This window comes from Pseudomonas corni, assembly GCF_057128765.1.
In genome coordinates this window covers 25,003-39,361 of the sequence record NZ_JBSKHW010000021.1, presented here as the reverse complement: position 1 = coordinate 39,361, position 14,359 = coordinate 25,003, and the positions used below count along the sequence as shown (strand labels likewise).

Here is a 14,359-nt window from a genome sequence, read left to right as displayed (position 1 = left end):
ATTCCAAATGCGGGTGTATCTTATTTGCCCCTCGCGCACTGACTCGCCAGCGCTTCATTCTCCCGAAATTTCAAGGTGCCACTCATCCATGTCTTTTACCCGTCGACAAATACTCGGAGGTCTGGCCGGTCTTGCCGTCGTTGGATTGGGGGCGGGCGGGGCATCGCGGTATTGGCTGGGGCGTGCCGGTCCGGGGGAGGGATACGATTACGAGCTGATCGCCGCGCCGCTGGATGTCGAGTTGGTTGCTGGCCATCAGACCTCGGCCTGGGCATTCGGCGGTTCGGTGCCGGGGACCGAATTGCGGGTCAGGCAGGGTGATTGGCTTCGGGTGCGCTTTATCAACCAGTTGGAGGTCGAGACCACGATCCATTGGCACGGCATTCGATTGCCGTTGGAAATGGACGGCGTGCCTTACGTATCGCAGCTGCCAGTTAAGCCAGGCGAGTATTTCGACTACAAGTTTCGCGTGCCCGATGCCGGTAGTTATTGGTATCACCCCCACGTCAGCAGCAGCGAAGAACTGGGGCGCGGGCTTGTCGGACCGCTGATTGTCGAGGAGCGCGAGCCCACCGGGTTTGCTCATGAGCGCACGGTCAGCCTCAAGAGCTGGCACGTGGATGAGGAGGGCGCTTTTACGCCGTTCAGCGTTACGCGTGAGGCGGCGCGCGAAGGCACGGCGGGGCGGCTGTCGAGCATCAACGGCATTCCTCAGGGCGTCATCGATTTGCCAGCCGGGCAGATCGTACGGGTGCGCATCCTCAATCTCGACAACACCGTGACCTACCGGCTGAACCTGCCGGGCGCCGAGGCGCAGATCTACGCGCTCGATGGCAATCCCGTCGCGCCGCGCCCGCTAGGCAAAGATTACTGGCTGGGGCCGGGCATGAGAATTTGTCTGGCGATCAAGGCGCCAGCGGTGGGAGAGGAGATTGCGCTGCGCAATGGCCCTGTGCGATTGGGGACGTTTCGTTCGGTCGCCAGCAACGACAAACCTGGCGAATGGCCTGCGCAGCTGCCAGCCAATCCCGTTGCCGAGCCGGATCTGCAGGCAGCCGAAAAGCTCAACTTCAATATCGAGTGGGCCGGGGCCGTGTCGGTCAATGTCGATAACGGCAAGCCGCCGAGCCTCTGGCAAATCAACGGTCAAGCGTGGGACATCACCGACAAGACCTGTGCGGATCGTCCGATTGCCAAGTTGGAAAAGGGCAAGAGTTACATCTTCGAATTGAAGAACATGACCCAGTATCAGCATCCGATTCACCTGCATGGCATGAGCTTCAAAGTCATCGCTTCGGATCGCAGGAAGATTATTCCGTATTTCACCGACACCTTTTTACTGGGCAGAAACGAGCGCGCACGCGTTGCGCTGGTGGCGGATAATCCGGGCGTGTGGATGTTCCACTGCCATGTGATCGATCACATGGAAACAGGTCTTATGGCAGCTATCGAGGTTTCGTAATGCGCCAGCCGCAAATCATTGATCGCAGCCGCGATCAACATTTCATGCGTGAAGCCCTGGCCCTCGCAGCCCAGGGCGCAGTCTTGGGCGAAGTGCCTGTAGGCGCCGTAGTGGTTCAGGACGGCGAGATCATTGGCCGTGGTTTCAACTGCCCAATCAGTGGCAGCGACCCCAGCGCTCACGCCGAAATGGTCGCCATCCGAAACGCCGCCCAGGCCCTCAGCAATTACCGGTTACCCGGCAGCACGCTGTACGTCACCCTTGAGCCGTGCAGCATGTGCGCCGGTTTGATCGTTCATTCCCGAATCAACCGCGTGGTGTATGGGGCGCTTGAGCCAAAGGCAGGCATCGTGCAGAGCCAGGGCCAGTTCTTCACCCAGCCGTTTCTCAACCACCGCGTGTTGTTCGAGGGCGGGGTGCTGGGGGAAGAGTGCGGGGCGATGTTGAGCGAGTTTTTCAGGATGAGAAGAGCGAAGGGTTGAGCCTACAGCGGTGTTTTCTCTTCTGGCGGCTTGGTCTTGTCGACGCCCGGCACATGCAGATTGCTCTCGGCGACCTGGCTGCCTTCGAGTTGCGGCTGAGTCACCCAGGTGAGGATGTCGTAATACCGGCGGATGTTGGCGACAAAGCTGACCGGCTCTCCGCCTCGGGCGTACCCGTAACGGGTTTTGCTGTACCACTGTTTTTGCGCCAAACGGGGCAACATTTTTTTTACGTCGAGCCATTTATTTGGATTCAGGCCCTCGTTTTCCGCCAATTTGCGCGCATCGTCCAGATGACCGCCACCAATGTTGTAGGAAGCGAGAGCGAGCCACGTACGATCGGGCTCTTGAATTTTGTCATCCAGCTGATCCTTTACGTAGGCAAAATACTTTGCGCCACCTTTGATGCTTTGTTTGGCGTCCAGCCGGTTGGAAACGCCCATGGCTTGAGCAGTACTTTGGGTCAGCATCATCAACCCGCGAACACCGGTTTTCGACGTAACGCCCGGCTGCCACAAGGATTCCTGATAGCCGATGGCTGCCAGCAGTCGCCAGTCCACCTGCTCTTCCTTGGCGGACGACTGAAAACTCTTCTCGTACTTGGGCAGACGCTCCTGCAGATGCTGGGCAAACGTGTATGCGCCGACGTAACCCAATACGTCCACGTGGCCGTAATAGCGGTCTTTGAGCCGCTGCAACATGCCGTTTTTCTGCACTTTGTCGAGGAACGCGTTGATCTCGTTCAGCAGGCTATTGTCGTCGCCCAAAGCCACGGCCCAGCGTTGATCGCGGCCATCACCCAAGTCAAAGGCGACGCGGACATTGGGGAAATACACCTGATTCATGGCCAGTTCGTTTGAGTCCACCAGTGTCAGGTCGATCTGGCCCTCATCGACCATGCGCAGCAGGTCAACCACCTCCACCTGATCGGACTCTTCATACTGCAATTGGGGGTATTTGACCTTCAGCGCCGCCAGTTGCTCTGCGTGGCTGCTGCCTTTGAGCACCAGAATGCGCTTGCCCACCAGATCGCCCGGATCAGTAGGCCGGTTCTGGCCGTTGCGATAGATGACTTGAGGGGTGACTTCAAGATACTGATGTGAAAAACGCACCTGCTTCGCACGTTGCTCAGTGCTGACCAGTCCTGCGGCGGCCAGCACCGGCCCTCCGGGCTTGTTCATCTTGTCGAACAGATCGTCAATGTTGTCAGCTGTTTCGATCTTCAGCTCTACACCGAGATCTTCGGCGAAACGCTTGACCAGTTCATACTCAAAACCGGTCTCGCCGTTGCGATCCTGGAAATAGGTAGCCGGGCTGTTACGAGTAACGACGCGCAGGACGCCATCCTCCTTGACTCGTTCGAGTGTGTTGGGTTTCTCAACACACGCACCGAGCAGCAGGAAGATTCCGGTAGCGATGAGCCACTTGGCGCAGCGTGGGCGGAAATCTGATTGGGAAAACATCGGTGCAGTATACGCAAAGGAGCCTGACCGCCATATCTCGACAGCGAAGGTTGCGTCTGATAGAGCAGCGACTTCTCGACGCGTTTGCCAGCCGCGCTTTGCCGTGCCGACGTTCGGGTGCGTTGTAAGCAGTCGTTTCGGGTGCCGAAAGTGGAGCTTTACGCTAGAATGCACGGCCTCAAAGCACACCCCCTTCCCCGAGGCTGTCCCGACGATGTTGATCCTGCGTGGTGCTCCCGCCCTTTCTGCTTTCCGCCACAAGAAATTACTTGCGCAGCTGAACGATAAAGTTCCGGCTGTCAGTGGCCTGTATGCTGAATTCGCCCACTTCGCTGAGGTCGCCGGTGTTCTGACCGACGAAGAGCAGCAGGTCCTCGCCCGTCTCCTGAAATACGGCCCGAGTGTGCCGGTTCAAGAGCCACGCGGCCGCCTGTTTCTGGTCCTCCCGCGTTTCGGCACGATCTCTCCGTGGTCCAGCAAGGCCACCGATATCGCCCACAATTGCAGTCTGAGCAAGATCCAGCGCCTGGAACGCGGGATTGCCTTTTATGTAGAAGGCCAGTTCAGCGACGCCGACGCGCAGTTGATCTCCGACAGCCTTCACGACCGCATGACGCAGCTGGTACTGGGCGCGCTGGAGCAGGCCGCTGGCTTATTCAGCCACGCCGAGCCCAAGCCGTTGACCGCCGTTGATGTGCTGGGTGGCGGTCGCGCCGCGCTGGAAAAAGCCAACGTCGAGCTGGGCCTGGCCTTGGCCGAGGATGAAATCGACTATCTTGTCACCAGCTTCATCGGTCTCAAGCGTAACCCTCACGATATTGAATTGATGATGTTCGCCCAGGCGAACTCCGAGCACTGCCGTCACAAGATTTTCAACGCCAGTTGGGACATCGACGGCCAGAGCCAGGAAAAAAGCCTGTTCGGCATGATCAAGAACACCTACGTCCTGCACAGCGAAGGCGTGTTGTCCGCTTACAAGGACAACGCTTCGGTTATCGTCGGCAGCGTCGCCGGCCGTTTCTTCCCGAATCCTGACACCCGTGAATACGGTGCCGTTCAGGAGCCGGTGCACATCCTGATGAAGGTCGAAACCCACAACCACCCGACGGCCATCGCGCCGTTCCCGGGTGCAGCGACCGGTTCCGGCGGCGAGATCCGCGATGAAGGCGCAACCGGCCGTGGCGCCAAGCCAAAGGCAGGCCTGACCGGCTTCACCGTGTCCAACCTGAATATCCCGGGTTTCGTCCAGCCTTGGGAAAAGCCTTACGGTAAGCCTGAGCGCATCGTCACTCCGCTCGACATCATGATCGAAGGCCCGCTGGGTGGCGCGGCGTTCAACAATGAATTCGGGCGGCCGGCATTGACCGGTTACTTCCGTACTTTCGAGCAATCCATCAACACCCCCCACGGCGACGAAGTGCGCGGCTATCACAAGCCGATCATGCTTGCTGGCGGCATGGGCAACATCCGTGAGGGCCACGTCCAGAAGGCTGAAATCAAGGTCGGCGCCAAGCTGATCGTGCTCGGCGGTCCGGCGATGTTGATCGGTCTGGGTGGCGGCGCGGCTTCCTCCATGGCCACCGGCACCAGTTCGGCAGACCTGGACTTCGCTTCGGTTCAGCGGGAAAACCCTGAAATGGAGCGTCGTTGCCAGGAAGTGATCGACCGTTGCTGGCAGCTGGGCGAGCAGAACCCGATTGCCTTCATCCACGACGTGGGCGCGGGCGGTCTGTCCAACGCCTTCCCGGAACTGGTCAACGATGGCGGTCGCGGCGGGCGCTTCGAACTGCGCAACGTCCCCAACGACGAGCCGGGCATGGCCCCGCTGGAAATCTGGAGCAACGAGTCCCAGGAACGCTACGTCATGGCGGTCAGCGCCGAGAACTTCGAGCGTTTCAAAGCGATCTGTGAACGCGAGCGTTGCCCGTTTGCAGTGGTCGGCGAGGCCACTGAAGAGCCGCAACTGACTGTCACCGACAGTCATTTCGGTAACAGCCCGGTGGACATGCCGCTTGAAGTGCTGCTGGGCAAGGCCCCGCGCATGCACCGTTCGGCTGTGCGTGAAACCGAGCTGGGCGATGACTTCGACCCAAGCACGCTGGACATCGAGGAAAGCGTGCAGCGCGTCTTGCGTCACCCGGCCGTCGCCAGCAAAAGCTTCCTGATCACCATTGGCGACCGCAGCATCACCGGTCTGGTCAATCGCGATCAAATGGTCGGTCCGTGGCAGGTGCCGGTGGCCGACGTTGCTGTAACCGCTACCAGTTTCGACGTGTACACCGGTGAAGCGATGGCCATGGGCGAGCGTACGCCGCTGGCTTTGCTCAACGCTCCGGCGTCCGGGCGCATGGCAATCGGCGAAACCCTGACCAACATCGCGGCCTCGCGCATCGGCAAGATTTCCGACATCAAATTGTCGGCCAACTGGATGTCCGCCGCCGGCCACCCGGGAGAAGATGCGCGTCTGTATGACACCGTGAAAGCGGTCGGCATGGAGCTGTGCCCGGAGTTGGGCATTACTATTCCTGTGGGCAAGGACTCGATGTCCATGAAGACCCGCTGGAGCGACGAAGGCGCGGAAAAAACCGTCACTTCACCAATGTCGCTGATCGTGACCGGCTTTGCGCCCGTCACTGACATTCGCGGCACCCTGACGCCGCAATTGCGCATGGACAAGGGCGTTACCGACCTGATCCTCATTGATCTGGGCCGCGGTCAGAACCGCATGGGCGCCTCGATTCTCGCGCAGACTCACGGCAAGTTGGGCAAAGTTGCCCCGGACGTCGATGACGCTGAAGACCTGAAGGCGTTCTTCGCCGTGATTCAGGGCCTCAACGCCGACGGCCATTTGCTGGCCTACCACGACCGTTCCGACGGTGGTTTGCTGGTGTCGGTACTGGAAATGGCCTTTGCCGGTCATTGCGGCCTGAACTTGCAACTTGATGGCCTGGCTGAAAACAAAGCCGCCATCGCTGCGATCCTGTTCAACGAAGAACTGGGCGCTGTAATTCAGGTGCGTCAGGATGCAACGCCGGACGTGCTGGCTCAGTTCAGCGCAGCAGGCCTGGGCGGTGATTGTGTCGCGGTCATCGGCCAGCCGGTCAACAACGACGACGTGCACATCGGCTACAGCGGCGAACCTGTGTTCACCGGTCAGCGTCGTCTCTTGCACCGTCAGTGGGCTGAAACCAGCTATCAGATTCAACGCCTGCGTGACAACGCCGAGTGCGCTGATCAGGAATTCGACGCGCTGCTGGAAGAAGACAATCCGGGCCTGAGCGTCAAGCTGGGTTACGACGTCAACGACAACATCGCCGCGCCTTACATCAAGAAGGGCATTCGCCCACAAGTGGCGGTACTGCGTGAGCAGGGCGTCAACGGTCAGGTAGAAATGGCTGCCGCGTTCGATCGCGCCGGTTTCGCTTCGGTTGACGTGCACATGAGCGACATCCTTGCCGGTCGCGTCGATCTGAACGAGTTCAAAGGTCTGGTCGCTTGCGGCGGCTTCTCCTACGGCGACGTGCTCGGTGCGGGGGAAGGCTGGGCCAAGTCGGCGCTGTTCAACACCCGAGCGCGTGATGCGTTCCAGGCATTCTTCGAGCGTCAGGACAGCTTTGCGCTGGGCGTGTGCAACGGTTGCCAGATGATGTCCAACCTCAGCGAACTGATTCCTGGCAGCGAGTTCTGGCCGCACTTTGTGCGCAACCGCTCCGAGCAGTTCGAGGGGCGCGTGGCGATGGTGCAGATCCAGGAATCGGCTTCGATCTTCCTGCAGGGCATGGCCGGTTCGCGCATGCCGGTTGCCATTGCTCACGGCGAAGGTCATGCGGAATTCAAGAGCCCGGAATCGCTGCTGGAAAGCGATCTGTCAGGCACCGTTGCCATGCGCTTCGTTGATAACCACGGCAAGGTCACTGAAAACTACCCGGCCAACCCGAACGGTTCGCCGCGCGGTATCACCGGCCTGACCACTCGCGACGGGCGCGTCACCATCATGATGCCGCACCCTGAGCGTGTGTTCCGCGCAGTCAACAACTCGTGGCGCCCGGAAGAGTGGAACGAAGATGGCGCCTGGATGCGGATGTTCCGCAATGCGCGTGTCTGGGTGAACTGATAGCTGATGTACAAGCTCGCCTTCTTCGTGCCGCCGAGCCATGTAGAGCAAGTCAAAAGCGCTGTATTCGCCGCCGGTGCGGGGCGAATCGGGGCTTACGACTGCTGCGCGTGGCAAGTGCTCGGTCAAGGTCAGTTTCGGCCATTGGACGGCAGCCAGCCGTTCATTGGGCAGACTGGCCAGATCGAGCAGGTGGAGGAGTGGAAGGTTGAGCTGGTTGTCGCCGATGACCTGATTCAGCAAGCGGTGGCCGCGCTCAAGCACAGCCACCCTTACGAAACGCCAGCCTACGAAGTCTGGAAGCTGGCGGATTTCTAAAGCGCGCTGCAAACCCCTGTAGGAGCTAACTTGTTGGCGAGAGAATGACCCGGTGTGTTCAGGCACACCGCTTCGCGAACAAGTTCGCTCCTACAGTTCACCGTCAGTTCAATGTCTTGCCACCAACCCCCGCAACGCCTCGCTCAACCCCTGCGCGCGCTCTCCCACCAATACGTGCCATACGCCGTTTCCGACATTTCTCACGCCCTGACATCCCAACGCGTCCAACTGGCTGGCGGCGATGTGCTGTCCATCCTTGAGCTGCACCCTTAGACGGGTGAGCGCGACACATTCCACCGCTACCACGCCTTTCCCGCCCAGCGCCTTGAGCCACAAAGACGCTTGACCAGGATCGACCGTCGGAATGTTCACAGGCAACGTCGCTGTTTCCTGAGGCGAATCACTGGTGGTGTGGGGCAACGCATTGCGTAATTCATCGGCAATCCCGTCCGCCATCGTCCCGACCACTACCTGCAAACTGCCCGCATTGCCCGGTCGGACCACGGCCATCGCACCTAATGCTTTGAGTTCGGCGTCATTGGCTTTGCTGCGATCAGCCAATTGCAAACGCAACCGCGTGGTGCAGGCATCGATACCCAGCAGATTGGAGGCGCCACCGAGGGCGGAGATATAAGCCCCGGCGCGATCACTGTTTGAGACCTGTGCAGCAGTTGCCACCACCTGCTCACGCCCCGGCGTCTTGAGATTCAGCCGGCGAATGCATTGATCAAACACCACGTAGTACACGACGAAATACACAAGGCCCACGGGGAAGATCATCCAGCCATTGGTGGACTTGCCCCAGCCAAGCGCCATGTCGATGGCACCCCCGGAAAAGGTGAAGCCCAGCCGAATGTTCAACAGGTCGGTCAGCGCCATGGACACCCCGGTCAGCAGCGCGTGAATCACATACAGCAGCGGCGCCAGGAACATAAACGCGAACTCAATCGGTTCGGTCACGCCGGTCAGGAAGGAGGTCAGCGCCATGGACAGCAAAACGCCGCCGATCAACTTGCGCTGGCCGGGGAGGGCGTTGCGATACATCGCCAGACACGCCGCAGGCAAACCGAACAACATCACCGGGAACATGCCCGTCATGAACTGTCCGGCCTTGGGGTCGCCGGCGAAGTAACGCGCCAGATCACCTGTTACGACGCGCCCGGTTTCCGGATCGGTGAAGGTGCCGAAAACGAACCACACCAGATTGTTGAGGATGTGATGCAGCCCGGTAATGATCAAAATGCGGTTCATCACGCCGAAAAAGAACGCCCCGATACTGCCGCTCTCCAGCATCAGTTGACCGAGGCTGTTGATGCCTTGCTGGATCGGCGGCCAGATCAAACCGAAGATCAGTCCGAGCAACACCGCAGATAAACCAGTGGCGATCGGCACAAAGCGCCGCCCGCCGAAGAACGCCAGATACGCAGGCAGGGCGATGTCTTTGAACCGGTTGTAAAGCCCGCCCGCGAGCAGCCCGCTGATAATTCCGGCGAGCATGCCCATGTCGATCTGCGGATCGAGCACCTTCAGCGTCGCTGTCATCACCAGGTAGCCAATGGCACCCGCCAAACCCGCCGTGCCATTGTTATCACGGGCAAAGCCAACCGAAATGCCGATGGCAAAAATCAGCGCCAGATTGCTGAAAATCGCGTTACCTGCCCCATGAATGATCGCGATGTTCAACAGGTCGGTGTCGCCCAGACGCAGCAACAAACCGGCGATGGGCAAGATGGCGATGGGCAACATGAGCGCGCGGCCAAGGCGTTGCAGGCCTTCGATGAAGTGCTGATACACGGCGTCTCTCCTTGATTATTGTTATAGGGAATTGCCCTGCCGGGCCAACGTCTGCTGTTGAAACGCTCCGCAGGCTTGGCGAACCGCGTGTGCACTGCTCAAGTTGAGGACTCGCTGCGCCAGCCCCTCGCAATCACGTATGTTCAACTGGCGAACCAACGCTTTGATCTCGGCCACTTGTGGCCGGCTGACCGACAATTCGCGCACCCCGAGCCCGATCAGTGCGGCTGTGGCCAATGGTTCAGATGCCACAGCGCCGCATACACCAACCCAACAGGATTTTCCCGCTGCGCCTGCGCAGGTCATGGCAATCAGCCGTAATAGTGCCGGGTGCAGCGCATCAACTCGTCCCGCCAACCCCGCGTGATCACGGTCCATCGCCAAGGTGTATTGCGACAAGTCATTGGTGCCGATAGAAAGAAAATCTGCATGTTCTGATAGCTGTTCAGCCATCAAGGCGGCCGAAGGGACTTCTATCATCACGCCCAATTGCGGACGCTTGGACAGGCCCATTTCCGACGCCAGCGCGTCCAGTCGCTGACGAACTGCAAGCAACTCGCTGACCTCGCTGATCATCGGCAGCAGAATGCGGCACCGACTCAACGGCTTGACCCGCAACAGCGCGCGCAACTGTTGGTCCAGCAGTTCAGGTCGCGCTTGCCCCAGGCGAATCCCGCGCAAACCGAGCACCGGATTGGCCTCGAACGGCATAGGCAGATACTCCAGCTGCTTGTCGCCGCCGATGTCGATAGTGCGAATGATCACGGGTTTGTCGCCCATTGCGTCGAGCACTGCTTGATAGGCTACAAGCTGCTCATCCTCGCTTGGGGCGGTGCGTCGCTCGACAAACAGAAACTCGGTGCGCAGCAGACCAATTCCGTCAGCGCCGACGTCATAAGCCTGCTGCGCGTCAATGTTCGACGCGACATTGGCGGCGATATCGATAGCCACACCGTCCAGGGTGATGGCAGGTAATCGGGACTGTTGCTGGTAATGACGACGTTGCTCAAGATGTCGGGCCTGGAGCGTCGCGACCTGTTGCAGTCGCGCCGAATCAGGTGCCAGCTCCAGTTGCCCATTGTCGGCGTCGAGCACCACTGTCTGGCCGGCCATTGCCTGAGTCGAAGTGAGCAACGCGTCCCCCAGCGCCACCAGACACGGCAGGCCTTTGCCGCGCGCAAGAATGGCAACGTGTGACGTCGCGCCTCCTTCGGCCATGCAAACCCCGGCGATGTTCTGCTCACTCAACAGCATCAAATCCGAGGGCGTCAGCTCTTGGGTAATGACGATGGCGTGGGGCGGGATGTCCAGCGTCCGACTCGCGCCGAGCAGTTCGCGCAACACTCTTTGGCGAAGGTCTCGTAGATCATTGGCGCGTTCGGCCAGCAGCGCGTTGTCGAGGGCCTTGAGCCTGGCGCATTGATCAAGCAGCGCCTGACTCCAGGCATGGCTCGCTGAACGACCCTGTTCAATCGCCAAGTAGGCAGCGTCCAGCAAGGCCGGGTCTTCCAGCATTGCCAAATGGGTGGCGAAAATCGCAGCGGCTTGCGGGTCGGCGGTCGGGCGAGATTGCTGGAGCGTCACGGCGATGTGGGTGCGCACCTGATCCAGCGCGCCGTTTAGCGCCTGCCGTTGTTCGTTGACCGAGTGATTGCCCAGGTCTTCTTCCAACTCAATGGCGTCCAGCCGGAATAACGGGCCGCTGACCAGACCGGGTGATGCAGCGATGCCTGTCAGCACACCTTTTTCGACGTCTCCCGATGGCAGCAATTGATGTAGTGAAGAGGGCGCAGGCGTGTAGGGCTTTTCATCTGCTGTCCGAGTCGACAAAGCCTTGATCAGGGCCTGCAATGCCACTTCGCTGTCGTGACCCAGGCAGATCACTTCGACTTCATCGTGCTCGGCAACGCCCAGGCCCATGATTGCCAGCACGCTGTCGCTGGACGCCCTGGCGCCCGCAAAATGCAGCTCAGTCTGGCTGGCAAACTGCCGGGCGGTCTGGCGTACCAACGCAGCCGGTCTTGCATGCAGACCGCCATGATGGGCGACCCGAACGACGCCGCGCGAAGATTGAGCAGGTGCGTCGCTGGGGGTTTCATTCGCGGATGCGGGAGTCTGCCGCGATATGTGCAACAAAGGTTCGCCGACGTTCACTGACGTTAAGTGAGTGATCGGGGTCAGTTCAAATTCCTCTCCGTTGAGCAGGATCAATGCGCTGATCAGGCTGCGGCTGTGAACCGCGACCTTGTCCAGATCAAAACGCAGCAGCGGTTGACCTTCGGCAACGCGCTGGCCGGCGGTGACCAGCGCTTTAAAGCCGTCGCCGTTGAGCGTCACGCTGTCGATGCCGATGTGCATCAGCCATTCGGCGCCATTGTCGGCGCGCAGGGTCAAGGCATGGTTTGTGCGGGCAACGTTGACGACAACCCCGGCGCACGGCGCGTGGAGGCAATCATCCAGCGGATCGATGCCGACCCCGTCGCCCATGGTGCCGCTGGAAAATACAGGGTCCGGAATATCGGCCAACGCGATCACTGGACCGCTGAGTGGGGCGCTGAGGGTCATTTCTTTATTGTTATGCATGACGTCGTCCTTGTGCCGCGTGGCGAATCAGTGAGTCCGGGTGATTTTGCTCAGATGGCGTGGCTGATCCGGGTTCAGACCGCGTGCCTGTGCAAGCCCGGCGGCCATGACGTAAAAACTCTGAATGGCGAGGATCGGGTCGAGCGCGGGGTGATCAGCGCAGGCCAGGGTCAGGTCGCGCTCGGCGATGTCCGCAGGCGCTGCCAGCAATACCCGGGCGCCGCGCTCGCGCATGTCCGACGCCAGTTTCAACAATCCCGTCTGTTCAGCGCCGCGCGGGGCGAATACCAGCATCGGGTAGTGCTCGCCCACCAAGGCCATTGGGCCATGGCGGACCTCAGCGCTGCTAAACGCTTCAGCCTGAAGGCCGGAGGTTTCCTTGAATTTCAGCGCCGCTTCCTGGGCGATGGAAAAGCCAAGTCCGCGACCGATGACCATCAAACGCTGACAGTCTTTCAGCGCGGTGATTGCCACAGACCAATCCTGACGCGCCGCTTCTCGGAGACGCTCAGGGAGCGTTTGGCTCGCCGCCAGTAATTCGGCGTCTTTTGCCCAGTGCGCGACAAGTCGGGCACTGGCGCTCAACGTCGCGATGAAACTTTTGGTAGCGGCCACGCTGAGTTCGGCGCCTGCGTTCAACCGCAAGAGGTATTCGCAGGCGTGCTCCAGCGGCGAGCCATTGGCATTCACCATCGCCGCTGTCACTGCCCCGGCTTTACGTAGGGCGTTTAGGCTGTCCACCAGGTCCGGGCTTTGCCCCGATTGGGAGAACGCTATGACTGGCTGGCCCGTTACCCGCATCCGGGATCGGTGCAGCGTGACCACCGACATCGGCAACGATGCTACCGGGACGCCGGTCAGTTGCATGGCCAGATAGGCAAAGTAACTGGCCGCGTGATCGGAGCTGCCACGGGCAACTGTCATGACGACCTGCGGGGCAGTCTGGCGCAGGCGCTCAGCAAGGGCGATCACACGGGGCTCGCTCAGGTCCAGTTGAGCCTGCACCGCGTCGCTGGAAGCCAGGGCTTCATCAAGCATTTTTGAGTTCAACGGTTTCTCCTTCAACCATGACGGCGTTGAGTTTCAGCTCGCGATCAAGGAACACCGCATCGGCCCAACTGCCGGCTTGCAGACGTCCACGATCAGAAATCCCCAGATAATCCGCAGGAAATTGCGACAGGCGTTGCGAGGCTTCGGCCAGTGGCACCCCGATTTTCACCAGGTTGCGCAACGCCTGATCCATAGTCAGCGTGCTCCCGGCGAGCGTGCCGTCGGCCAGGCGCACCCCGCCCATGCATTTGTTCACGGTGTGGCTGCCCAACTTGTATTCGCCGTCCGGCATGCCGGTCGCGGCGGTGGAGTCGGTGACGCAGTACAAGCAGGGGATCGAGCGAAGGGCCACGCGAATGGCGCCGGGATGGACATGCAACAGATCGGGAATCAGCTCGGCGTATTGCGCGTGGGCCAGCGCCGCGCCGACGATGCCTGGCTCGCGGTGATGCAGCGGACTCATGGCGTTGTACAAGTGGGTGAAACTGCTGGCGCCAGCTTCGAGTGCCTGCACGCCTTCTTCGTAGCTGCCCAGAGTGTGGCCGATTTGCAGGCGCACGCCTCTGTCGGACAGCGCGCGAATCAATTCCAGGTGCCCGGCGATTTCCGGGGCGATGGTGATGACCTTGATCGGCGCCAAGTCTAGGTAGTGCTCGACTTCACTGATCAAAGCGGTGTGTGCATGGTTGGGTTGCGCGCCGAGTTTTCCCGGATTGATGTAGGGGCCTTCCAGGTGTACGCCAAGAAAGCGCGCAGTCTCAGGGGCGCGATGCTCGCAGTAGTCACCCAATTGAGCGAGCACCCGTTCGATTTCTTCGGACGGCGCCGTCATGGTGGTTGCCAGCATGGAAGTCGTGCCAAACCGCAGATGGGTCCGGGCGATAGTCGCGAAACCTTCGGCGCCCTGCATGATGTCGCTTCCGCCGCCGCCGTGGACATGCAGGTCGATGAATCCGGGCAACGCATAAGGCAGATCGTTTTGCTGCGGGTCGCAAGGTTCGCCGATCACCGCTGTTATCCGGCCATGGCCGTACGCAAGCTGGCCGCGGACCCAGCCGCTGGGGGTAAAGATGTTGTGCTCGGGCATACAGGC

General features: G+C 60.3%; 9 protein-coding genes. 4 read left to right on the top strand and 5 right to left on the bottom strand.

What is annotated here, in order from left to right:
• The first annotated feature begins 88 nt into the window (after window positions 1-88).
• Window positions 89-1,462, top strand: coding sequence for a multicopper oxidase family protein (locus ACWKV9_RS25330; RefSeq protein ID WP_483838845.1), 1,374 nt, complete (start codon window positions 89-91; stop codon window positions 1,460-1,462).
• On the top strand, window positions 1,462-1,944 hold the full coding sequence (tadA, locus tag ACWKV9_RS25325; RefSeq protein ID WP_483838844.1) for a tRNA adenosine(34) deaminase TadA: 483 nt from the start codon (window positions 1,462-1,464) through the stop codon (window positions 1,942-1,944). The genes ACWKV9_RS25330 and tadA overlap by 1 nt, the downstream gene beginning before the upstream one ends.
• A 2-nt stretch (window positions 1,945-1,946) precedes the next feature.
• On the opposite strand, the gene mltF is transcribed toward tadA, so the two are convergent.
• Entirely contained in the window at window positions 1,947-3,407 is a 1,461-nt protein-coding gene (mltF, locus tag ACWKV9_RS25320; RefSeq protein ID WP_483838843.1) for a membrane-bound lytic murein transglycosylase MltF, read from the bottom strand.
• A 214-nt stretch (window positions 3,408-3,621) separates the two neighbouring features.
• Here mltF and purL point away from each other — a divergent pair, with 214 nt between their 5' ends.
• Window positions 3,622-7,521: a phosphoribosylformylglycinamidine synthase gene (purL, locus tag ACWKV9_RS25315; RefSeq protein WP_483838842.1), complete on the top strand. Its 3,900-nt coding sequence runs from the start codon at window positions 3,622-3,624 to the stop codon at window positions 7,519-7,521.
• A gap of 6 nt (window positions 7,522-7,527) precedes the next feature.
• Entirely contained in the window at window positions 7,528-7,839 is a 312-nt protein-coding gene (locus ACWKV9_RS25310; RefSeq protein WP_483838841.1) for an NGG1p interacting factor NIF3, read from the top strand.
• A gap of 108 nt (window positions 7,840-7,947) precedes the next feature.
• Here the strand turns inward: ACWKV9_RS25310 and ACWKV9_RS25305 are convergent, their stop codons facing one another.
• The 4 genes from ACWKV9_RS25305 to nagA all read right to left on the bottom strand — a co-directional run bounded on the left by ACWKV9_RS25305 (window position 7,948) and on the right by nagA (window position 14,353).
• Window positions 7,948-9,585, bottom strand: coding sequence for a PTS sugar transporter subunit IIBC (locus ACWKV9_RS25305; protein WP_483838928.1), 1,638 nt, complete (start codon window positions 9,583-9,585; stop codon window positions 7,948-7,950).
• A 69-nt stretch (window positions 9,586-9,654) separates the two neighbouring features.
• Complete coding sequence (gene ptsP / locus ACWKV9_RS25300) at window positions 9,655-12,216, bottom strand: phosphoenolpyruvate--protein phosphotransferase (RefSeq protein ID WP_483838840.1); 2,562 nt, start codon at window positions 12,214-12,216, stop codon at window positions 9,655-9,657.
• A 27-nt stretch (window positions 12,217-12,243) separates the two neighbouring features.
• Window positions 12,244-13,254, bottom strand: a complete 1,011-nt coding sequence (locus tag ACWKV9_RS25295) for an SIS domain-containing protein (protein ID WP_483838927.1) — start codon at window positions 13,252-13,254, stop codon at window positions 12,244-12,246.
• Entirely contained in the window at window positions 13,247-14,353 is a 1,107-nt protein-coding gene (gene nagA, locus ACWKV9_RS25290) for an N-acetylglucosamine-6-phosphate deacetylase (protein ID WP_483838839.1), read from the bottom strand. Before nagA ends, ACWKV9_RS25295 begins: the two co-directional genes overlap by 8 nt.
• Window positions 14,354-14,359: the final 6 nt, after the last annotated feature.